The sequence below is a fragment of the Thalassobacter sp. 16PALIMAR09 genome (assembly GCF_000765485.1).
Classification (GTDB): domain Bacteria; phylum Pseudomonadota; class Alphaproteobacteria; order Rhodobacterales; family Rhodobacteraceae; genus Thalassobacter; species Thalassobacter stenotrophicus.
The window spans coordinates 405269-427021 of record NZ_JHAK01000003.1 but is presented as its reverse complement, the minus strand read 5'-3'; the positions used below and the strand labels follow the sequence as shown (position 1 = coordinate 427021).

Below are 21753 nucleotides of genomic sequence, written 5' to 3'. Positions count from 1 at the left end.
TACCACTTCAGTCGCCAAGGATACCAAAGCATCCAGATGGGCCATGGTGTGTTTTGGCTGAACGAGCAAAAGCCGTTCATAGGACTGTAATGCTTCAAACGGATACCCCGAAAGCACGAGACCAGAGAGCAAGCCCGCATGAATACCGATGCGGGTAGCATCATCCTCGACTGTCTCCACGAAAGAGCCTGCAAAGGTCAAAAGCGCGTCATCTAGAGCAATTCGTGACTGCATGTGCTCTTGCAGCAGAGCATTAAGTGCTTGCGCAGATGGTGGAGTGTTTGCGAAGGCAAGCGCCCTGAGTGCAGCGAGGCGATCCTCTAGCTGAAGCTCGGCCAAGGCAACGGGATCATACACTTCCTCCTCGCCTTCGCTTGAACCATTTGTTCGCGCCATTAGCCCCTCGATTTGGCGGGCTGCATTTTCATACCCACCTGTTCGAAGCCTTGCAGCGACCTTGCCCGCATAAGCATTACGGTACTCGAGACTCATTTTGGCCAGAGTAAGCTCAACCGCACTTTCGTTGAGATTTGCGCCGTCAGGCAGGGCGCCTGCCGAAAGTACCGCCCAAAACGCAAGCGCGTTAGGACAGGAAAATGCCTCTCGGAGCGTCGAGGTCGAAGGACTAGGTAAGCCATCTACTATATGGGCCAAGGCTTCCATTAGAGAGCTATCTTGACTACTCATTTGAAGGATTGCACGCGCTTCAGCACCAAACCCCAAGGCAATATATCCAGCTGCAAGGGAACGTGCGCGCTCTGGATCGACTTGGCCGCTATCATCGAAGACCTCACGTCGCATTTGGCCGATAGACTGAAGAACGTCCTTATGGGGGGGCCATTGGCTGATATCCGCATAGGCAGGTAGGCTGCATATCTGTTGTTGCGCCATTGCAACCTGAGGCGGCTGATTTCGCAAAGGCGTGTTAATCTCAATTTGCGAGGGACCATCGCCCGCACTCACGTCACCATTCGGTGCAAGACTACCAGATGGGGCCAGCAATTGAGCCGCAACCGCATCAGCCATCCCAGATGCCAAAATATCATCTGAAAAGGTTTGCACGCTTTCGCCGATCTCTGGCGCAACAGTTGGCAGCATTCTCTCTGCGAGTGTCGCGATAGGGTTGGGCTGATCACCACCGAACGGAAATATATGTTGTTCAGTGGATTTTGTTTCTGTTGGCTCAGTTGGGCTTGCATCATCCAAAACATCAATCACGACAAAGCGGCCATCAAACCGAAAAACCTCGACCTCGCAGTCACATCCCAACTGTAGCTCCACAAGACCACGGTCAGCGCTAATACGATCCAGCCGCCCAATGGGCAGCCGAGACAGCAGCCCCTCAGTACTTAGAGTTGCACCAAGGTTTGGAAAAGAAATGCGCACGGCGCGATCGGATTTCTCAATGTTCCAAGTGATCTCTTCCTCCAGAGGGAAAACGATCCGCGAGAACGTTTCGTGTTCACCCGATTGCGCGATCAATTCTTCTTGGGCAAAAGCTGCCGAGATAAATAGCGCAAACAGAAAGGCGGAGCCGGTAGGAAGCAACCTCATGCCGCGCTCTTCACATCTTTGAGCGCTTCCTCCACATCGGCAAACGATGGCCGTATGTGCGTTGGTGTATTTTGGCGCCCAACCTCAATACAGATATTCGTCGCGTGGTTATGCAGGTTGGTCACAAGGACTTCTCTAATAAGGCGGTAGAAGTGCACGTCTTCCTCGACCACAGTTTTTACGCGCGCCGCAAACGGCCCAACGAGGCCATAGGCCAAGAAAACGCCTAGAAACGTCCCGACCAAAGCGCCACCGATCAACTTGCCAAGTACTTCTGGTGGCTGATCAATCGAGCCCATGGTTTTGATCACGCCCAACACCGCCGCCACGATGCCCAGCGCAGGCAAACCATCAGCGACTGTTTGGAGCGCGTGGCTGGAGTGAAGCGCGTGATGGGCGTTTGCCTCCATCCTCTTTTCAAGAACTTCTTCAACCTGATGTGGGTCATCATAGTTCATCGACGCGGCGCGCATCGTGTCACAAATCAGACCGACGGCTTCATTGTCTGCCAAAATCTTAGGGTATTTGGTGAAGATGCTCGAGGTTTCTGGCCCCTCGATATGCTCCTCCACCGCCACCGCATTCTGTTTCGCCAGACGAATAAGTTCGAAGAGGAGGCACAGCAAATCGCGGTAGTCATCAGTCTTCCACTTGGGACCTTTGAAGACTTTTCCAACATCTTTGAGGGTATGTTTGACCTCTGACATGCTGTTAGCGATGAGGAACGCCCCAACCGCAGCACCACCGATCATCGTCATCTCAAAAGGCAGAGCCTTCATAATAATGCCCATCTTGCCGCCAGCCGCTAAGTAGCCGCCGAAGACCATGACAAAGACGCAAACGATCCCAATAATTCCGGTCATAATCTATTCCTTCAGCGCGTTTGCATTTCGTCCGGCGACGATCACGCTGACGGCATAAGCAGTCGCGGGCTCCAAGCCTGAGACAATTGCGGCGGCTGATTCTGGCGCCATTCGCACAAGGAAACCTGCGGCGAATTCTGGATCCATCGCTTCGAACAGCTCGGCGGCGACTTTGGGCTTCATCGCCTGGTAAACGGCAGTGAGCTGGCTAAGATCATCTTCTGACGCGGTGGATGAGGCGGCAAGTCCGGCTTCTAGCCGCATTTCCGCTTCTTCTAGTATGGCGAGTTGCTCCAAGATCGCTTGGCGTGACAGCTCCACATCCACTCGTTTCTGCTCAATAGCGACCTCTGCGGCAAGTAACCGAGCCTCGCGCGCGGTTAGGTCTTCCATCATTGTTGAGAACGCCGGATCCGGGATGCACATGTCGCTGCCGAATGTGTCCGTGACCTCGACATCCGTTTCAGCCGTCGCCCATGCTGCACTCAAACCAGCAAAGCGTACGCCCGCAGAAGCGAGAAATAGTAGCAAAATGAGTAATGTGATCTGCCTCTGAATCGGCTTTAGCGCCTTTGTACCTGGTTTGTTCATAGACTTTCCCCTCAAGTATTTCGCGCGCGCGCTGTCACAAAGGAAAACACATCAGGCTCGACAGCAGCCGATGGCGCAGCGACGGGTACGCCTGGATGTGTTGGTATATGTGGTTGCGCGATAGGCGCCTCAGGCATGTCAGTTAGGCTCGCCAACAAAACTTCTAGATTGCCGGCCGCATCCTCGGCCTCTTGCACGAGATCCTTGAGCTGCGATGACGCTTCACCTGCAGTGGCCTCCGTTTCCTTGAGCACCCTTTGCATGTCATCCACCTGAGTGGACAGGATCGCGATCGCCCCCCCGAGGCCCGATTCAAAGCTCGAGAGTTTTTTCAAGCGTCGGGACAAGACGAAGCAATAGGCGCACGCGCACAAGGCACCGCCCAAGAGCAAAGCATCGGCGATAAGATCAATCAGCATTCGACAACCTCACGTTAAAACAAATTCTGTGATCAGAAGGTCACGGACGTGATCCCCTCCCGTCACGATCTGAATGCGGCGCAACATCTGAGCACGGAGGCGAATAAGAGCGCGACGACTTTCTAAGTCTTCGACATCTACTGCACGAAGATACGTATTCAGGACGTCCATAATCCGCGGCTCAAGAAAAGAGACCGCTTCCTCATCACCTGATGAAACCTCAAGCTGCGCTTGGAACCGCAGCAATCGATTCGCCGTACTATCACCCAAGGCGATCACCATTGGGGGCAGCGGAACAAAGGCTAAATCGGCAAGTGGGCTAAGCGTTTTTTCCTCGGGGGCAGCCTCTGCAACGTCTGTGGGCGTGCTGTCGCCACTCGTATACATGAAGAAAAAAGCCCCGCCCCCACCTACGAGCGCGACAACAATCGCAAGGATAAGCGGTAGCTTGCTTGCCTTTTTAGGAGGGGCATCTTTGGTTTCGTCGCTCTCGGCCATTTGGGCGTCCATCTTTTTTTGTCACGTCCGACTATAACCACCGTTTGGCTAACCGATTATTAAGGCGAATGCGCAATCTTACTCTCAAGACCCGGGCAGAACGTCCGCGTACATAAGGAGAAGATCGTGGAGAACCTGCTGTCCTTCTGGAACAAGCTTCCGCTGCAACGCCGCATTATTGTCGGGGCCGCAACCGTGGGGGTCTTCGTCATGGTCTTGATGATGGCACGCATCGCCAATGCTCCCAGCATGTCGCTTCTTTATGCCGGACTTGATGCCAACTCAGCGGGCGAAGTCGTGGCTTCGCTAGAAGCACAAGGCGCCAAACATGAAGTGCGCGGCACAAGCATTTTTGTAGAAAGCAACCGGCGCGACAGTCTGCGAATGACACTGGCCGCTGAGGGACTGCCCCAAACAGGGGCGAACGGCTACGAAATCCTTGAACAAATGACCGGATTTGGGACGACCTCCCAAATGTTTGACGCAGCCTATTGGCGGGCAAAAGAGGGCGAGCTTGCACGCACCTTAGCTGGCAGTGCAGGAATCAAAAGTGCCCGCGTACACATCGCCAATGCAAACAACACACCATTCCAACGCAAATCCACGACCACGGCATCCGTCACCTTAATGACCAGCGGAGGCGCAATCTCACAACCGCAAGCGCGGGCGATTCAATTCTTGGTCGCCTCTGCCGTTACGGGCCTTATGCCCGAGGATGTCACTGTAATTGATGGACAGACAGGCCGCATTGTTTCTGCAGATGCAGATCAGGTTTCTGGACTGGATCAAGAAAGCCGCGCAGTCGCTTTGCAAAAGCGCGTTGAGCGCCTTATGTCAGCGCGCGTTGGTCCAAACAGCTATGTCGTTGAAGTCAGTGTTGAAACAGACCGCGCCGCAGAGACCTTGGTGCAGCGCACACTCGACCCCAATAGCCGCATCGTAATCAGCACTGATAGCGAAGAAACAACGCGCGAAAGCTCCAATTCTGGTGCGGGCGGCGCAGTTACTGTGGCGAGCAATCTGCCAGAGGGTGATGCAGGTGGTGCAGGCAGTTCCTCCAATGCTCAGAATGCATCGACGAGAGAGCGTATTAACTACGATGTGTCCGCCACCGAGCGCGAAATCAAACGAGGCCCCGGTGCGATCAAACGTATCTCCGTTGCGGTCCTCGTCGATGGAACGACCACAACAGATGCAGACGGCGGAACTGAGTGGCAACCGCGTTCTGCAGACGAACTCGACGCTCTCAAACAGCTCGTCGAGTCGGCGGTTGGATTTGACGCGGAGCGCGGTGATACGATCTCATTGCAGACGCTTCAATTCAATCAAGCCTACCAACAGGTACCCGAGACAGAATTCACAAGCGCCTCTGGGGTCATGGATCGGCTGGACATTCAAAACCTCATACAGGTCACACTGCTCGGGCTTGTTGCACTGCTGTTGGGTCTTTTTGTGGTACGACCAGCCCTCAAATCCGACGCGACAGCTACCGTCTCGGCCGCATTGCCCGTGTCGGAAGGAACAGCGACGCCCCCTAGTGGGTCCGCCCGTGCGCTACCCTCCATGGCACCACCGGCTGCACCTGCACCGTCCTTGCCCGACTTACCGGATTTGCCTGCGCTTAGCGGGACAATTGAGGAGGATAATGCACCATTTGCGATGCCTCAAATGGGCACTGTCTCAGACTTCGACATGGCGAACCTATCTGGTCAAAGCGGTGACCTTCCGGATTTGCCTGCCTTCAATATGGCATCCGGGGACAACAACGAGGACGAAGATCCCGTCGATCGGCTACGCAAACTGATTGAGGATCGACGCGAGGAAACTGTCGAAATCTTGCGTGGATGGATGGAAGAAAAGGCCTAAAGCATGAGTTCTTTCTCCCGCCTTTCGCTCGAAGAATTCGGTGCCGCTCCACCTAAAGATGTTGAAGCCACAACCGAGGCCGCGCCCGCGGTTGATACGACAGAAATATACGAAACAGGGTATCAAGCTGGTTGGGACGATTGCCTTGAGCGCTCCAAGCGCGACCAAACGCATATCGCGGAAGCCCTCGGCAAACGGCTTGCTGATGCCCAGCTGACGGTGGATCACGCGCGTAGCGAAATCTTGGCGGAGCTCAAACCTCTTCTGGCGGATATTGTTCAAAAACTCCTCCCCGCGCTTGCGCAGAGCGGATTTCGGCAACGCTTGTTGGATGAGGTCGTGACCCTCGCCCAAGACGCAGCGCAGGCACAAATAGAAATTCGCGTGTCGCACGAAGAACTAAACGCGGTGACCGCTTTGCTCGAAGTGCACCCTGACACTCCACAAGTCAAACTCTCAGCAGACGCCGCATTGGGGTTGACCCAAGCGCACCTCAAGCTGGGCTCCACTGGTCGGTCCATCGACATTTTGCACGTTGTCGACGGGATCGAAACTGCTTTTGACGCGGTCTTATCCGATGACAGGCCCACCAACCTGACCGATGAAAAGGATGTTCTCAATGGATGATACTCACACGACCAGCCCGTTTGCGCGCATACCAGTCGAGGTCTCGGTTTCTGTTGGTCGCGCCCGGCCCACCGTCTCGCAGTTATTAGCGTTTGAGCAAGACAGTATCATCGAGCTTGACCGCTCCATCAGCGATCCAGTCGAGTTGTACGTCGGGGATCGGTTGATCGCGCGGGGCGAACTGCAAGAATTGGATGGAGATCAATCGGGCCAATTGGCCGTTCGGCTGACCGAAGTCGCAAAGGCTGACGAAAGCCTATGAGGGCGCTTCTAACCCTGATATTTTGCCTAGCGATTGTCGCACCTGCCAACGCGCAGGAGATCGCAATTTCACTGGGAGAGGAAAACGCGCTAACCGCGCGCACTTTGCAGTTGATCGCTCTGATCACTGTTCTCAGCCTTGCGCCCGGACTAGCGATCATGGTCACGTGTTTTCCGTTTATCGTGACGGTTCTGTCGATCCTGCGGCAAGCAATCGGCTTGCAACAATCGCCACCCAACATGTTGATCGTTAGCTTAGCGTTATTCCTAACCTATTTTGTTATGGAGCCAGTATTTACCAGCGCTTGGCAAAATGGCCTCTCGCCTCTGGTGGAAGGCACGATGGATATAGGCACCGCATTCGGCGAGACAATGGCACCATTTCAGGTCTTCATGGGCGCTCGCGTTGACCCCGAGACGCTGGATGCGATGATCGATATGCGCACACAATCAGAGGAGATTTCCGACCAAGAACCTCCGCTATCCGTGTTGGTGCCTGCTTTTTTGCTCAGTGAAATCTCACGTGCATTCCAAATCGGATTTCTCGTTTTTCTGCCCTTTCTGATCATCGATATGGTCGTAGCTGCCATTCTTATGTCCATGGGTATGATGATGGTCCCCCCCGCAGTTGTCGCCCTCCCATTCAAGCTCGCATTCTTTGTGGTCGCGGATGGCTGGACGTTGGTCACAAGCGCCTTGGTGCGCAGTTATTTCTAAGGAGCCCCCAATGACACCAGACCCACAACCCGCCGCCGAAGCCTGCACCAGCCCCGAAGCGCGACTGCCCTCGGAGGCATCAAATGCAGAACGGGCGCGCATATTGCTCGCGCTGATCGACAAACAAGGCGGGCAAGATGATCTGGGTGATTTGACGCAGAAAGCGAAGGCCCTTCAGCAACAAGATCGTGCCGCCCAAGGCAGTGCAAATGCGATGCCCAGCCGTGAAACGCTCATGCAGAGCGCACGGGATCTTTTGGCACGCCTTGAACCGAGCAAGAAACAAGCGCCCCCACAGCTCAGCCCAAAAGCAAGCAGCGGTATGCTTGCAAAACCAGTTGTCCGCAGCACGATCGCGGCCTTAATCGAAGAGAGCGATCTGCCGAAAGAGCATCCAGCGGTCATCGCTATCGTCCTACAGAACCAAGACGCCAAGACAAAGGCCGCTGTGTTGCGTCAACTGCCTGGGTCACTGGCGCGGCGTGTTCAGCAATCAATTGAGCGGGTTAGAGAGACGGCCTAGGGCTTGGGGTGATCGTCGTAGTCCGAACGCAAAATGCGTTGCGCATCGCCTTCAGGATCATCGTATTGCCGGGTCCTTAGTGTCCAGATGAAAGCGACTAAGCCGACCGCGCCCAACAACAACGAGATTGGAATCAACACTGCAAGTACGTCCATGCTGGCCTCCTCTTCCTATGATTTCAACCGTATCGCATTCAGCGTAACCGTGAGTGAGGATGCAGACATTGCGAGTGCAGCGATCAACGGCGTCGCCATGCCCGCAATGGCCAGAGGTACAGCAATAAGGTTGTAAAATGAGGCCAAGCTGAGGTTTTCAACAATGCGGCTGCGGGCTTGGTGCGCTAAGTCGAATACCCCATCAAGCCCGCCCAGCCCCTTATCGATCAAAACAAAATCAGAGGCTACGCGCGCCGCATTCAAGGCACTTGCCGGTGACATTGATACATGGGCATTCGCGAGAGCGAGTGTATCGTTCAATCCGTCGCCGATCATTAAAACCCGCCGCCCTTCGGCTGCGAGAGCCGCGATGGTATCGGCTTTTTGTGTAGGTGTCTGTTCAGCTTCAAACGGGAGACCGCCCAAGGATTGCGCAACTCTCTTAACCGCATGAGGGCCATCACCAGAGAGAATTCGCACATCTAGCCCACGCGATCTAAGAGCAGCAATACTCTCCGCAGCATCTTGGCGAAGCTCCTCATCGAACGAGAGGCGAATGGGGCCTAGGTCGCCCATTTGAAAACACGCGCTCAGACCCGCACCTTGCTCTCGGCCCATCCATGTTGCGCGGCCCAGCCGAACGCGCTTTCCCGCCCAAATCCCTTCAGATCCGCAACCAGGATGCTCTGTCAGATCCGCAATCTCAGCTGGCACAACATTTTGCTCGGCAAGCGTTTTGCTCAACGCTGCGCTGAGCGGATGATCTGAACCCTTTGCCAACCCGAACAGCACTGTTTTTTGCACCTCGCTCAGGCCGGCTAAATCATCACTCTTTGGCGTGCCCAGCGTCAGGGTACCGGTCTTATCAAAAATCACGGTATCGACCTCAGCCAACCTCTCAAGGGCGGTTTCATGCTTGACCAGCACGCCTTTTCGAAACAACCGCCCACTCACTGCGGTCGTCACGGCCGGGACCGCAAGGCCCAGTGCGCAAGGGCATGTGATAATCAAAACTGCGGCTGCAATGTTTAACGCAAGCCTCAGATCTTGAGTGTAAATGTACCAGCCGACAGCAGCTAAGGCCGACAGAATATGCACCCCGGGCGCGTATAACTGAACGGCACGGTCCGCGAGGGTCGAGTATTTGCTTTTACCGCCCTCCGCTATTGCGACCATATCGGATATGCGCCGCAATTCAGTATCTTTTCCGACCGCTGAAGCCCGCACCTGAAGCACCCCTGACAAGTTAATCTCACCTGCGAAAAGTGACGTGCCCGGCTGCGCCAGCATCGGCACAGCCTCACCGGTCATAAAGGAGCGGTCCACCTCGCTTTGACCCGTCATTACGACACCGTCGACAGGAATATTCGCGCCGGGCTTCACGATCACAACATCCCCGACGGCGATCTGCGCCACGGGAACGGTGACCTCAGCACCATCGACCCACTTGATCGCGCGCTGCACCTCAAGCGCGGCAAGTTCTTGCGCCGCGGACCGTGCGGATGACCGCGTCCGATGCTCTAGATAGCGCCCTGTCAGTAGGAAAAACGCGAGTGCCACGGCAGCGTCAAAATAGGCATGCTGCCCCCCATGCGCAGTCTCATAGAGCGACGTGCCCGCCGCGAGTAAAATCGCAAGCGTAATCGGGACATCCATGTTGAGGCGCCTACCCCTCAGCGCCCCAAGTGCCGATGTGTAAAAAGGCATTCCGGCAAACGCCACTGCGGGCAAGGCAATCGCCGCAGAAATCCAGTGCATCATATCGCGTGTTGCAGCATCTGCACCGGACCACACCGCAACGGACAAAAGCATGACATTCATCATCGCAAAGCCCGCGACGCCGAGCCTCATCAATAACATGCGACCATAATCGTCGCGGTCAGATTGCGCCAAAAGGCTGCTATCCAGCTCCTGCGCCTCATACCCTGCATTGTCCAATGCATCGATTATGGTCTGGATATCGACAGAGGGTGCGGCTTGGATTGCGACCCGCCGCATCGTCAAGTTCACGCTCGATTTGGCCACACCAGGAACATGTGCAAGCGTCCGTTCGACGCCTGAAATGCACGCGGCACAGTGAATTCCCGGCAAGGCCACCATCAGGCGTGCGTTTTCAACCGGCTCAGGTTGAACCGCAACGCCCTCCGGCACGCCCACACAAGCGGGACAGGCCATCGGCCGAGAATGATCAAAGGTTGCCGTCATTGCGCTATGCTAGCCACGCACGGCCAGACCTAAATCCTGGCGGAAGGGAGTGCCATCCTGCGCCTCACCGCGCAGCCGCAAAACCCATGCGCCGGGCTCCAGCACCGCGGGTGCGGAAAAGACGCCATCCGCTTTATGCAGATCCAGCGTCAGATCAGAGCGTGCATGGGTGGCGCGCCCGACCGTCGCGTTCAGGCTTTTGATACCGACCGGAACGGCCGCAAGGCTATCGACCACAATCTTGATCTGACCTGCGTCGTAGCCAGCGGCGATTTGCAATGCCAACGCTTCTTGAGCGCTACGCTCACGGTCAAAATTCTGGCTCGCGACATAACTGTTTTTCACAACCAAACCGGGAAACGTCGAGATCGCGGAATAGGCCATTGTGATGTTGACGCCGATGATCACGGAAAACCCGGTTGCCATAATCGCAAAGACTTTACGTCCTGTTAGCTCTTTTCTTGTCACTTGGTCGTTGTCAGTCATTCTGTCGTCCTCCCAAAATAAACAGTGTCAGTATGAGCCCGTGCGGAATTAACGAAATCATCAATCCAGAACCTGAACTCGGTGCGATCGCCAGTGGCCGGACCACTACCGCGCGGTGCAGTCACGTAGACACGCTGCAAAAAGGTCTCGTTTGCGGGCACCATTGCGACCTGATCGTCTGCACCCTCTAGTTGCAGCGTCAGAGCCTCATCCCCCTTGAGGGAAATGTAGAAAGGTTTGTCCGTCCCGCTCATGTTACGCAGACGGATGTCGTAGGTGTTGCGAATTGAGCCGTCGGACAACACCACGTTGACCGGATTACGCACAGGCGCGACCGTCATGTCGATTGGCGATCGGATGAACAGCAAAAAGACCAGCGCAAAGCCGATACCGGCCCAAAGAGCCGTGTAAATCATCGTCCGGGGGCGCAAAATATGCTTCATGATCGGCTTTGGCGCGTTGCCTTCACGCTCAAGCGTTTCGTCGGTCAAAGCCATGTAATCGATCAAACCACGCGGTTTGCCGACCTTGGCCATGATATCATCGCAGGCATCAATGCACAGTGCACAGGTGATGCACGCCATTTGCTGACCATCACGAATGTCGATCCCAGTTGGGCACACATTCACGCAGGCCATACAATCAATGCAATCACCGGTTGCGTTATCATGTTTCTTGCCGCGCGGCTCACCCCGCCAGTCCCGGTAGGCCACCGTGAGCGTGTCTTCGTCCATCATTGCGGCCTGGATACGTGGCCACGGGCACATGTAGATGCAAACTTGCTCGCGCATGAAGCCGCCAAACACGAAGGTGGTAAGCGTCAAGATTGCGATGGTCGTATAGGCAACCGCATGTGCCTCGAACGCGAACAGATCGACCAGAAGCGTGGGCGCATCAGTGAAATAAAACACCCAAGCGCCCCCAGTCGCGACCGAGATCAGCAACCATGCCACCCACTTTGTGATCCGAAGGCGGATTTTCTTGGAATCCCATTTCGACTTCCAAAGCCGTAGGCGTGCGTTACGGTCCCCTTCGATCCAACGTTCAACGAGGATGAAAAGGTCAGTCCAAACGGTTTGCGGGCAGGAATACCCGCACCAAACCCGGCCCAGCGCAGACGTAAAAAGAAACAGCCCCAAGCCTGCCATGATCAGAAGGCCCGCCACGAAATAAAATTCGTGCGGCCAGATTTCGATCCAAAAGAAAAAGAAACGGCGATGCGCAAGGTCCAACAGGACGGCCTGATCAGGCAAGTTAGGTCCACGGTCCCAGCGGATCCACGGCATCACGTAATAGATGCCCAGCGTCACGGCCAGAATCCACCATTTCAGGTTCCGGTAATAGCCTGAAACACGCTTCGGGAATATCGGCTCACGAGCCGCATAAAGGGATTTTGGGGTCTCAGGGGACGCAGTCATACAACCGACTCGTTTCATTAGGGTTCTGTTCGCTTCACTATTCCTAGGGTTGTGATGCCCAGCGAACATTGACCTGTGTCAAGTTTTGCCCCTTTCGCTCAATGAGAGACCACAAATGAAAACCGCCCCCCGAAATGCGGAGGGCGGCCAGAGTGGGTCCACCTTTGGAAACGCGCGAACAGGATCAAGGTGAGACCCCTTTCAGATCCGCCCGTTTAGGACGGATCCGAACCTAGGTCATTCGCCCCCACCAAGCTGGTGCACATACGCCGCAACGGCGCGAATTTCGCCCTCAGAAAGCCGTGTGTTCCAGTTCGGCATAACCCCATAGCGAGAGTTCATGACCGTCTCGGTAATCGCCTCCTCGGAGCCGCCGAAAAGCCAGATCGCATCCGTCAGGTTGGGCGCCCCTTGGAACCGATCACCCGTGCCATCCTCGGCGTGACAGCTTGAACAATTGTCCAAGAAGATGACCTCACCCGCCGAGGCCAAGGCTGAGTTATGGGGCGCATCAGACAGCGAGCGGACATAGGAGACGACTTGTGCGATTTCCTCTTCGGCGAGGATTTCGCCAAAGGCTGGCATCTCGGAAAATCGGCTGTCTGCCACGTCTTCAAGACGAATACCGTAGGCCACAGTTTGGGCGATGTCGTCGACAGTCCCGCCCCAAAGCCAGTCATCATCCAGCAAGTTGGGATACCCAACGGCACCCGCAGCACCCGATCCATGGCACTGTGCACACCACGTTTTGAAGATCGCAGCGCCCCCGTTCACCGCAAAGCCGTGCAGGTCGGTGTTGTCCTTTAGCGAGGCCAACTCCACCTGTTCGATTTGCTCCCAGAGGGGTGCATTTTGGGTTTCGACTGCGTCGATGTCTTGCTGCACTTCGGCGCGAGTGGAATAGCCCAACAAGCCGGGGGTGGCTTCCTTGAGCATCGGCCAAGCGGGATAGGCAATCGTGTAGCCAATCGCCCAGACGATACAGGCGTAAAACGTCCAGAGCCACCAACGCGGCATCGGGTTGTCGAACTCTTTGATCCCGTCCCAGCTGTGACCGGTTGTATTGGGGTCACCCGCTTGAAGTTCTTGTTCTTTATCTTCGGTTTGATGGCTCATTTCGATGCCTCCTCCCCGCTATCGGCTGCGGGTCTATCCTCATGACGGAAGGGGATATTCGCGATATCGGCATGCACCTTGTTGCTTCCGGGACGGAAGGCAAAAAGGATAATTCCAATGAACATCGCGAACATGACAAGCAGAGCCCAGCTGTCGGCAAAGGCGCGCGTGATGGTGTAAATATCTTCCATGATCTGCCTCCTTACCGGCTTGCATCGGGTGTGAAGGTCGAGAAATCGACCAACGTGCCGAGCATCTGAAGATAGGCCACAAGGGCATCCATTTCGGACACGCCATCTGCACCATCAAAATTGCGCACCTGCGCCTTGGGATAGCGGGCAAGGAAATCATCCGTGTCCCCCCATGGGTCGATTTGGGTGCGCACGTCAGCGGCCGCGAACTCAATCATTTCTTCGGTATAGGGCACGCCAACCATGCGGTGCGTCGCCATCAGATCGCGGACCATTTCTGGCTTTACCTTGCGGTCTAACAGATAGCCGTATTTGGGCATGACCGACTCGGGCACCACCGACTGTGGGCTGATCAGGTGATCAATATGCCAGTCGTCAGAATAGCGCCCACCGACACGAGCCAGGTCCGGCCCCGTCCGCTTGGACCCCCATTGAAATGGATGGTCATATTGCGATTCCGCCGCCAGCGAGTAGTGGCCATAACGCTCCACCTCGTCGCGCATTGGGCGGATCATCTGAGAGTGACAGACATAGCACCCCTCCCGGATGTAGATCTCGCGCCCTGCGAGTTCGAGTGGGGAGTAGGGGCGCATGCCCTCTACGTCCTCAATCGTGTTTTCGAGATAGAACAGCGGAGCGATCTGCACGATGCCTCCGATGGTCACGACCAAGAAGGACAGAACCATCAAAAGCGTGACATTCGTCTCGATCTTTTTGTGTTTGCTGAGGATAGACATGAGATCTCCTCCTTATTCAGCAGGGACTGCGACGCGAGCCGGGGCTTTCGCCTCGCCTTTGGCGACAGTCATCCACAGGTTGTAGACCATGATCAGCGATCCCGCGAGGAACAGGACCCCGCCCAAACCGCGCACCACGTACATCGGGAACTTGGCGGCAACGGTGTCGGCAAAGCTGTTCACAAGGAACCCGTTTGCGTCCACTTCGCGCCACATCAGGCCCTCCATGATCCCCGTCACCCACATGGACGACGCGTAGAGAACGATGCCAATCGTCGCGAGCCAGTAGTGCCACGACACGAGGCTGAGCGAGTAAAGGCGCTGCTTGTTCCACAGTTTCGGGAACAGGAAGTAGAGCATCCCGAAGGTGATCATTCCGTTCCAACCGAGCGCGCCAGAATGCACGTGGCCAATGGTCCAGTCGGTGTAGTGCGACAGTGAATTCACCGCACGGATCGACATCATCGGCCCTTCAAACGTCGACATCCCGTAGAATGCGACCGAGGTGACCATCATCCGCAACACCGGATCGGTGCGCAGCTTGTCCCATGCGCCAGACAGCGTCATCAGACCGTTGATCATCCCGCCCCACGAAGGCATCCACAGCACGATCGAGAACACCATTCCAAGCGTCGAGGCCCAGTCGGGCAGAGCGGTGTAGTGCAGGTGGTGAGGACCGGCCCAGATGTACAAAAAGATCAGAGCCCAGAAGTGAATGATCGAAAGCTTGTACGAAAACACGGGGCGATCGGCCTGCTTTGGGATGAAATAATACATCATCCCCAAGAAACCCGCCGTCAGGAAAAAGCCCACGGCGTTGTGCCCGTACCACCACTGGGTCATGGCATCTTGGACGCCCGACATGACCTGCACAGAGCGGGAGCCCCAGATCGAAACCGGCAACGACAAGTTGTTAACCAAATGTAGCATCGCCACAGTAATGATGAACGCCAGATAGAACCAGTTTGCCACGTAGATGTGCGGCTCTTTGCGGCGCACAAGCGTGCCAACAAAAACCGCCAAAAAGCAGACCCAAACGATGGTCAGCCAGATATCGACGTACCACTCGGGCTCGGCGTATTCCTTGCTTTGGGTCGACCCAAGCAAGTAGCCGGTCGCGGCCAAAACGATAAAGAACTGGTAGCCCCAGAACACAAACCAACTGAGGTTTCCGCCCCAAAGCCGGGCCGCAGAAGTTCGTTGCACCACATAAAATGCGGATGCGATCAGAGCGTTACCCCCAAACGCAAAAATCACTGCGCTGGTGTGCAGCGGGCGTAAGCGTCCAAAGTTCAAGTATCCTTGCGCCCATTCAAAGTTGAGCACCGGAAAGGCCAATTGGAAGGCAATAAAAGTGCCTACCAAAAAACCCACAACACCCCAAAATGCAGTGGCAATGACGGATGCCCGCACGGGCCCGTCCATATATTCATTTGCTGGTTGCGCCTTTGGTTCATCCACACGGCGCAGCTGCCACAAAAACAGCCCCCCCGCGGTTACCATCGTTAAGATAGCGTGAACCATATAGGCTGCATCGCGTGCGTAGTTGGCTGCAATCGCCGCAAAAAGCGTGATCACAGCCAGCACTGCAAGCTTGAGATAATCGGTCATCTCGTGCGTCCCCTTGTTCCGCCCATTTTGGCTCAACTGCGAGCCGGTGGGCCTGTTCATGAAGACCCACATCGCAAGCGCGCCTCTAAGTTGCATTGATCCATGTCAAGAAACGGCATCGACGAATTGACACAGGTCATGGCTGTCAAAATCTCGATCCAATAGCTGTGGAGCAGAGAAACAAGCAGGAGAAGACCATGCGTTTCGCCACCGTTTTGACCGTGATTAGCAATCATCAAGATATTGAAATTATGACAAAAACAGCGCTGCCTTTCGCCCGTGCACATTGCAGCCACCTTGAGGTGATCTGTGTCGGGGTGGATGCAACCCAACCCGGTGTTTATTTCGCGGGTGCGACATCTTTGGTCTACGATGACGGGCGGCTTCAGGCCGTTGAGCAGGCGCAGGCTCTTCAATCCGAGGCGAACGAGGCGTTACAAACGCAGGGGGTGCTATTTGACGTTCAAGCGGCAGTTGTGCAGCCCGGAACGATAGGCGATATGGTGGCAGAGCGCAGCCAATTCGCCGATATCGTCATTCTTCCGCCACCCTATGCGCCCAGCCGCGCCGCACATGCGCCCACGATTGTGGAGGCCGCGTTGTTTGGCGGACGCGCACCCGTTCTAATTACCTCAGATGACATCGGGCAGCCTGAGCGAATCGTCCTCGCATGGAACCAATCCCGCGAAGCTGTCGCAGCCGCGCGCCACGCCCTGCCGTTCTTTGCTGCGGCCAAACGCACAGATGTCCTGATCGTCGATCCACCCCGCCATAGCGCGACACAAGGCGACCCAGGCGGAAACATTGCTAGGATGTTGGCCCGGCACGGTGGCAACCCTTCTGTGGTGATCGATGTGCAGACGCTGCCCCGCGTATCAGACACGTTAACGCGTCACGTCGTGGATACCGAAGCCGACCTGTTAGTCATGGGCGCATACGGGCATTCTCGCCTACGCGAGGCGGTGTTGGGCGGTGCCACTCGCCGCATGCTCGAGCAGTCAGCAGTGCCGCTGTTATTGGCGCATTAACCGAAAATGCCACCGTCGCTGTCATCGCCTGTTTCAGACATCAACAGGTCAAAATCGGGCACCGTGACATGGCGTTTGCCTTCTAAAACAATGACCTTGTCCCGACGCAATGCAGATATCTGACGGCTAACGGTTTCCAGCGTAAGCCCCAGATAATCGGCCATCGCTTCGCGGGTCAGGGGCAGGTCAAAGACTACAGTTTGCTCCGCCGGATTTTCACGAAGCGACGCATCCCGACGGGCGATAATCGACAAAAGGCTCGCGATCTTTTCACGCGCAGTTTTGCGCCCCAACAGGATCATCCATTCGCGCGCAGCATCAAGCTCGTCTAACGTCATCTCCAGCAAACGCTGAGAAATATGGGGCGTGTCGAGAAGTAGTTCCTGAAATGGTTTTTGCCGGAAACAACACAACACAAGGTCCGTCGTCGCCACCACATCATACGTGGCCTTCGCGCGATTGGGCCGCCCCAAAAAGTCCGATGGCAGCAACAGGCCAACCATCTGACGACGGCCATCCTCCATGGTTTGCGTCAGTGTGGCCACACCCTCAACCACCGATCCGACAAAATCCAGGGGCTCGCCCGCCCACGCGATTTGTTGGCCCGCCTTATAGGAGCGGTAGTATTTCACGCTCTCCAAACGTTCCAATTCATCAGCCTCACAGCGCGCGCACACTGCGCTATGTCGAATCGGACAATTGCTACAATCCTGCTGAGTGAGCCGTGGGGCGGACATTGTACGTGGCATCTTTTGCCTTCTTTGCTTGATCTCGATCAAGGCGGAGACCATCTTTCGGTATAATGGTAAACAAATGAGTGAACAAATACAACTTAAGCGATACGGACTGTTCGATACGAAGGTCCCGCGCTACACGAGCTATCCGCCCGCCACACAATTTGCAGGGGGCGTTAATGCCGCAGTGCAGCGCGAATGGATAGAATCCATTGCCCCCGGGACCAAGCTTTCACTCTATATGCATGTCCCTTTTTGCCGGCGTTTATGCTGGTTTTGCGCATGTCGTACCCAAGGAGTGCGGTCAGATGAACCTGTCCGCGCCTATGTCGACAGCCTACTTCAGGAAATCGCGACGCTAAAATCAATGCTTCCGTCAGACGTCAGTTTGGCGCGCCTACACTGGGGCGGCGGTACGCCGACACTACTTGCGCCCGACATGATAACGCGCATTTCGGACGCTTTCCAAGATATCGTGCGGTGGGAACCAGACGCCGAGTTCTCGGTCGAGATTGATCCAAATGAGATTGATCAGGCCAGGCTCAAGGCCTTGAAGGCCGGCGGCATGAACCGCGCCTCTATCGGGGTGCAGGATTTTAACCCTGACATTCAAAAAATCATCGGCCGTATCCAAAGCTATGAAACCACGCGCGATGTCGTTGATGCCCTGCGCGATCTTGGCGTCAAAAGTCTAAACGCAGACATTCTGTTCGGACTGCCCGAACAATCCCCCGAGCGTTTGGCCGAAAGCGTGCAGCTGTTGCTATCTCTCACGCCGGACCGCGTGGCTCTTTATGGCTACGCCCATGTGCCTTGGATGGCCCGACGTCAGGGAATGATCCCAACAGACACGCTGCCCACCCCAGAAGAACGTCTGCAACTGTATGAAAACGCCAAGAAGCTGTTCTTGTGGGATGGCTACAAAGAGATTGGGATCGATCATTTTGCGCGCGCGGACGATGGCCTTGCGATTGCGCGGGATACGGGTCGGCTACGGCGTAATTTTCAGGGGTATACCGACGACACATGTGATGTGCTGATCGGTCTTGGGGCCTCATCTATCTCAAAATTCCCGCAAGGGTTCAGCCAAAACATCAGCGCGACAGCAGGGTATCAGTCCGCCGTGCGGGCAGGTGAATTAGCAACCGCCCGGGGCCATGTGTTCACCGCGGATGACAAATTCCGCGGCAGGATGATTGAGGCGCTTATGTGCGATTTTGAGGTTGAGACGGCAGACATCGTCTCAAGCTTTGGTGTTTCAGAAGACACCTTGAACCGGCTGTACACCCAAGCCTCCAACCAGTTCGCTGGTATGGTTGAGATCACTCCGACCCACTTTCGCATACGTCCGCAGGCACGGCCCCTTGTACGCATGATCGCGCGCGTTTTTGACGCCTATGACATCAGCCAAGGCAGCCATAGCGCCGCGATCTAGGCCTCAATCACGGCCTCATCCGACTTTAGGTCAAACGCTGCCGCCATCAGGGCGCGCGTGTATTCGGTTTGCGGTGCATCAAACACCTGTTGTGCGGGCCCTGCCTCAATGATGTCGCCTTGCTTCATCACCATCACCTTATGGCTCAACGCGCGGACGACCTTGAGGTCGTGGCTAATGAACAAATAAGCCAACCCGTATTTCTTTTGCAGATCACGCAGAAGATCGACGATTTGAACCTGCACCGTCATGTCTAGCGCGCTTGTCGGCTCATCCAAGACCACCAGTTTGGGCCGCAAAATCATCGCGCGCGCGATGGCGATACGCTGGCGTTGCCCCCCAGAAAACTCATGCGGGTATCGGTCCATCATCGCCGGATCAAGGCCGACCTCGGTCAGGATTTCCGCGACCAGCTCACGGTGTGGGCGACCTTCCCCCAAATCATGCACGCCCAGCCCTTCGGCGATAATTTGGGCGACGGTCATGCGCGGGCTAAGGCTGCCGAAGGGGTCTTGGAAAACGATCTGCATGTGTCGCCGCAGGTCGCGCAGCTGCCGGGACGTCCACCCTTGGACATCTTGGCCCTGAAAAACGATTGGCCCTTCCGATGACAATAACCGCATCAGCGCAAGCGCAAGCGTCGTCTTACCCGACCCACTTTCGCCCACAATCCCAAGGGTTTCACCGGCACGCACATCCAGCGTAGCCGCGTTCACGGCCTTTACGTGGCCAACAGTCTTACGCAAGAACCCACGCGTGATCGGAAACCACACACGCAGGGCATCGGTACTGACGACGACATCGCTATTTGCGGGCGCTGGATCGGGCAAACCCGAAGGCTCCGCCGCAAGCAACTTTTGCGTGTAAGGATGTTGGGGGGAGCTGAAGATTTGCTCAGTCGGACCGGTTTCGACAATCTCACCGCCCTGCATCACACACACGCGATCCGCGATGCGCCGCACAACGCCCAGATCATGCGTGATGAACAAAAGGCTCATACCTTCGGCAGCTTTTAGCTCTGTCAACAGATCAAGAATTTGCGCTTGGATCGTGACGTCTAACGCAGTGGTCGGCTCATCCGCGATCAACAACTCCGGCCCATTCGCAAGCGCCATCGCGATCATCACACGTTGCCGTTGCCCACCTGATAATTGGTGCGGATAGGCGCTCAGGCGGCTCTCGGCGTCTTGGATACCGACGCGTTCAAGCAGCTCCAAAATGCGGGTACGAGCAGCATCACCGTTAAGCCCCTGATGCAGGGCTAGGCTTTCAGCGAGTTGCTTTTCAATAGTGTGCAACGGGTTGAGCGACGTCATCGGCTCTTGGAAAATGAAACTGATGTCGTTGCCGCGCACGCGGCGCAAATCCGGTTCGGGCGCGTGCACCATCTGCGTGCCGTTGTAGGTGACAGAGCCCGACACCTCTGCCGCATCTGGCAAAAGCGACACGGTCGACAACGCCGTTACCGACTTGCCCGAGCCGCTTTCGCCGACCAATGCCACGGTCTCACCGCGCGCAACCTCAAAGGAAACTCCTTTCACTGCCTCAACGATCTGACCGTCCTGCCGGAACCCAACCCGAAGATCTTTGACTTGCAACACTGCGCTCATTGAAAGGTCTTTCGTGGGTCAAAGGCATCGCGGACGCCCTCAAAGATGAACACTAAGAGCGACAGCATCACGGCGAAGGTCACGAATGCCGTGAACCCCAGCCAAGGTGCTTGCAGGTTTTGCTTTGCCTGAAGCGTCAATTCCCCCAGCGACGGGGCCGACGAGGGCATCCCAAAGCCGAGAAAATCCAGCGTCGCCAACCCGCCGATTGTGCCTGTTACGATGAACGGCAACAGCGTCACCGTGGCGACCATCGCGTTTGGCAAGACGTGACGAAACATGATCGTCCCGTTGGACACGCCCAAGGCGCGCGCCGCGCGAACATATTCGAAGTTGCGGGCGCGCAGAAATTCAGCTCGCACAACGCCCACCAAAGCGGTCCATCCAAAGAGTGTCATCAACCCGACCAAAAGCCAGAAGTTCATCGGCACGATCGCCGCCACAATGATGATAATGTAGAGAGAGGGGGTCGAGCTCCAGATCTCCATAAGGCGCTGGAAAATCAAATCGACCCAGCCACCAAAGTACCCCTGCAAAGCCCCTGCCGTGATCCCGATAACAGAGGTCAAAACCGTCACGACCAAAGCGAACAAAACCGAGAGGCGGAAGCCATAGATCACACGCGCCAGCACGTCGCGCGCGGTGTCATCTGTGCCCAACCAGTGGGTGCCGTCGGGGGCGGATGGTGCCGTACCGCCAATGTCGTTCACGGTATCATAGCTGAACGGCACAACAGGCCACATGATCCAGCCGACGGATATCTCTTCGCCATTGATGGACCCGTCTGCCGCATTCTCAATATACCCCTCAGGGTCGTCGAAGCAGTCGATCAAACCGCCCGTGATAATGAGGCATTGAACTTCAACATCACGGTAGATCGCCTCGGTCCTGAAGTCGCCACCAAAGGTCGTTTCTGGATAAAAGCTTCGAAACGGCGTGTAGTAGCCGTCCTGATATTTGACCAAAATCGGCTTATCGTTAGCGATGATCTCGGCGCAAAGCGACAGCCCAAACAGGATGGAAAACACCCATAACGACCAAACCGCCCGGCGGTTGGCTTTGAAGTTACGCAAGCGACGTTGGTTCAGGGGGGAAAGCCAAGCCATAC

Annotated in this window: 23 protein-coding genes; 7 read left to right on the top strand and 16 right to left on the bottom strand. The window is 55.9% G+C overall.

Annotated features, from left to right (window positions below; translation table 11 throughout):
* The 5 genes from PM04_RS09475 to fliL form a co-directional block, all read right to left on the bottom strand.
* A partial coding sequence (locus PM04_RS09475; RefSeq protein WP_038005932.1) for a hypothetical protein occupies nucleotides 1-1554 on the bottom strand: 1554 nt, incomplete at its 3' end.
* Nucleotides 1551-2417, bottom strand: a complete 867-nt coding sequence (gene motA / locus PM04_RS09470; protein WP_038005930.1) for a flagellar motor stator protein MotA — start codon at nucleotides 2415-2417, stop codon at nucleotides 1551-1553. The genes motA and PM04_RS09475, both read right to left, overlap by 4 nt.
* 3 nt (nucleotides 2418-2420) lie before the next feature.
* Nucleotides 2421-3008 (bottom strand): MotE family protein, encoded by a 588-nt coding sequence (locus PM04_RS09465; protein ID WP_052068327.1) that lies wholly within the window; start codon nucleotides 3006-3008, stop codon nucleotides 2421-2423.
* A gap of 11 nt (nucleotides 3009-3019) precedes the next feature.
* Nucleotides 3020-3427: a DUF6468 domain-containing protein gene (locus PM04_RS09460; protein ID WP_052068328.1), complete on the bottom strand. Its 408-nt coding sequence runs from the start codon at nucleotides 3425-3427 to the stop codon at nucleotides 3020-3022.
* 9 nt (nucleotides 3428-3436) lie between these two features.
* Nucleotides 3437-3925, bottom strand: coding sequence for a flagellar basal body-associated protein FliL (gene fliL / locus PM04_RS09455; RefSeq protein WP_038005928.1), 489 nt, complete (start codon nucleotides 3923-3925; stop codon nucleotides 3437-3439).
* 126 nt (nucleotides 3926-4051) lie between these two features.
* Between fliL and fliF the strand changes: the two genes are divergently transcribed.
* The 5 genes from fliF to PM04_RS09430 are packed head-to-tail and all read left to right on the top strand — an operon-like array spanning nucleotide 4052 to nucleotide 7919.
* Nucleotides 4052-5791, top strand: coding sequence for a flagellar basal-body MS-ring/collar protein FliF (gene fliF, locus PM04_RS09450; protein ID WP_038005926.1), 1740 nt, complete (start codon nucleotides 4052-4054; stop codon nucleotides 5789-5791).
* A 3-nt stretch (nucleotides 5792-5794) separates the two neighbouring features.
* On the top strand, nucleotides 5795-6418 hold the full coding sequence (locus PM04_RS09445) for a hypothetical protein (RefSeq protein ID WP_038005924.1): 624 nt from the start codon (nucleotides 5795-5797) through the stop codon (nucleotides 6416-6418).
* Nucleotides 6411-6680 carry a FliM/FliN family flagellar motor switch protein gene (locus PM04_RS09440; RefSeq protein WP_038005922.1) on the top strand — a complete coding sequence of 90 codons (270 nt, stop codon included), beginning with the start codon at nucleotides 6411-6413 and terminating at the stop codon, nucleotides 6678-6680. Before PM04_RS09445 ends, PM04_RS09440 begins: the two co-directional genes overlap by 8 nt.
* Nucleotides 6677-7396 (top strand): flagellar type III secretion system pore protein FliP, encoded by a 720-nt coding sequence (gene fliP, locus PM04_RS09435; RefSeq protein WP_038005921.1) that lies wholly within the window; start codon nucleotides 6677-6679, stop codon nucleotides 7394-7396. The genes PM04_RS09440 and fliP overlap by 4 nt, the downstream gene beginning before the upstream one ends.
* A 10-nt stretch (nucleotides 7397-7406) precedes the next feature.
* Nucleotides 7407-7919 (top strand): hypothetical protein, encoded by a 513-nt coding sequence (locus PM04_RS09430; RefSeq protein ID WP_038005919.1) that lies wholly within the window; start codon nucleotides 7407-7409, stop codon nucleotides 7917-7919.
* Here PM04_RS09430 and ccoS read toward each other — a convergent pair.
* From ccoS to ccoN, 8 genes are all read right to left on the bottom strand, one after another.
* Nucleotides 7916-8074: a cbb3-type cytochrome oxidase assembly protein CcoS gene (gene ccoS, locus PM04_RS09425; RefSeq protein WP_038005918.1), complete on the bottom strand. Its 159-nt coding sequence runs from the start codon at nucleotides 8072-8074 to the stop codon at nucleotides 7916-7918. The two genes, PM04_RS09430 and ccoS, sit on opposite strands and share 4 nt — an antisense overlap.
* A 15-nt stretch (nucleotides 8075-8089) precedes the next feature.
* Entirely contained in the window at nucleotides 8090-10279 is a 2190-nt protein-coding gene (locus tag PM04_RS09420) for a heavy metal translocating P-type ATPase (protein ID WP_038005916.1), read from the bottom strand.
* Between the two features lie 9 nt (nucleotides 10280-10288).
* Nucleotides 10289-10765: a FixH family protein gene (locus PM04_RS09415; RefSeq protein ID WP_038005915.1), complete on the bottom strand. Its 477-nt coding sequence runs from the start codon at nucleotides 10763-10765 to the stop codon at nucleotides 10289-10291.
* Nucleotides 10762-12183: a cytochrome c oxidase accessory protein CcoG gene (ccoG, locus tag PM04_RS09410; protein WP_038005914.1), complete on the bottom strand. Its 1422-nt coding sequence runs from the start codon at nucleotides 12181-12183 to the stop codon at nucleotides 10762-10764. Before ccoG ends, PM04_RS09415 begins: the two co-directional genes overlap by 4 nt.
* 237 nt (nucleotides 12184-12420) lie before the next feature.
* Entirely contained in the window at nucleotides 12421-13299 is an 879-nt protein-coding gene (gene ccoP, locus PM04_RS09405; protein WP_038005913.1) for a cytochrome-c oxidase, cbb3-type subunit III, read from the bottom strand.
* The gene (locus PM04_RS09400) at nucleotides 13296-13490 is read right to left on the bottom strand and encodes a CcoQ/FixQ family Cbb3-type cytochrome c oxidase assembly chaperone (RefSeq protein WP_038005912.1); all 195 of its coding nucleotides are present in this window, start codon (nucleotides 13488-13490) and stop codon (nucleotides 13296-13298) included. The genes ccoP and PM04_RS09400 overlap by 4 nt, the downstream gene beginning before the upstream one ends.
* An 11-nt stretch (nucleotides 13491-13501) precedes the next feature.
* Entirely contained in the window at nucleotides 13502-14227 is a 726-nt protein-coding gene (gene ccoO / locus PM04_RS09395; protein WP_038005911.1) for a cytochrome-c oxidase, cbb3-type subunit II, read from the bottom strand.
* Between the two features lie 12 nt (nucleotides 14228-14239).
* Nucleotides 14240-15838, bottom strand: a complete 1599-nt coding sequence (ccoN, locus tag PM04_RS09390) for a cytochrome-c oxidase, cbb3-type subunit I (protein ID WP_038005909.1) — start codon at nucleotides 15836-15838, stop codon at nucleotides 14240-14242.
* A 197-nt stretch (nucleotides 15839-16035) separates the two neighbouring features.
* Here ccoN and PM04_RS09385 point away from each other — a divergent pair, with 197 nt between their 5' ends.
* A complete protein-coding gene (locus tag PM04_RS09385; protein WP_038005908.1) occupies nucleotides 16036-16866 on the top strand; it encodes a universal stress protein in 831 nt (276 codons plus the stop codon).
* Here PM04_RS09385 and fnrL read toward each other — a convergent pair.
* The gene (fnrL, locus tag PM04_RS09380) at nucleotides 16863-17615 is read right to left on the bottom strand and encodes a transcriptional regulator FnrL (RefSeq protein ID WP_369793305.1); all 753 of its coding nucleotides are present in this window, start codon (nucleotides 17613-17615) and stop codon (nucleotides 16863-16865) included. The genes PM04_RS09385 and fnrL overlap by 4 nt on opposite strands.
* 64 nt (nucleotides 17616-17679) lie before the next feature.
* On the opposite strand from fnrL, the gene hemN reads away from it, so the two are divergent.
* Nucleotides 17680-19035, top strand: a complete 1356-nt coding sequence (gene hemN / locus PM04_RS09375; protein WP_038005905.1) for an oxygen-independent coproporphyrinogen III oxidase — start codon at nucleotides 17680-17682, stop codon at nucleotides 19033-19035.
* On the opposite strand, the gene PM04_RS09370 is transcribed toward hemN, so the two are convergent.
* The gene (locus PM04_RS09370; protein WP_038005903.1) at nucleotides 19032-20645 is read right to left on the bottom strand and encodes an ABC transporter ATP-binding protein; all 1614 of its coding nucleotides are present in this window, start codon (nucleotides 20643-20645) and stop codon (nucleotides 19032-19034) included. The two genes, hemN and PM04_RS09370, sit on opposite strands and share 4 nt — an antisense overlap.
* On the bottom strand, nucleotides 20642-21751 hold the full coding sequence (locus PM04_RS09365) for an ABC transporter permease (protein WP_038005902.1): 1110 nt from the start codon (nucleotides 21749-21751) through the stop codon (nucleotides 20642-20644). Before PM04_RS09365 ends, PM04_RS09370 begins: the two co-directional genes overlap by 4 nt.
* Nucleotides 21752-21753: the final 2 nt, after the last annotated feature.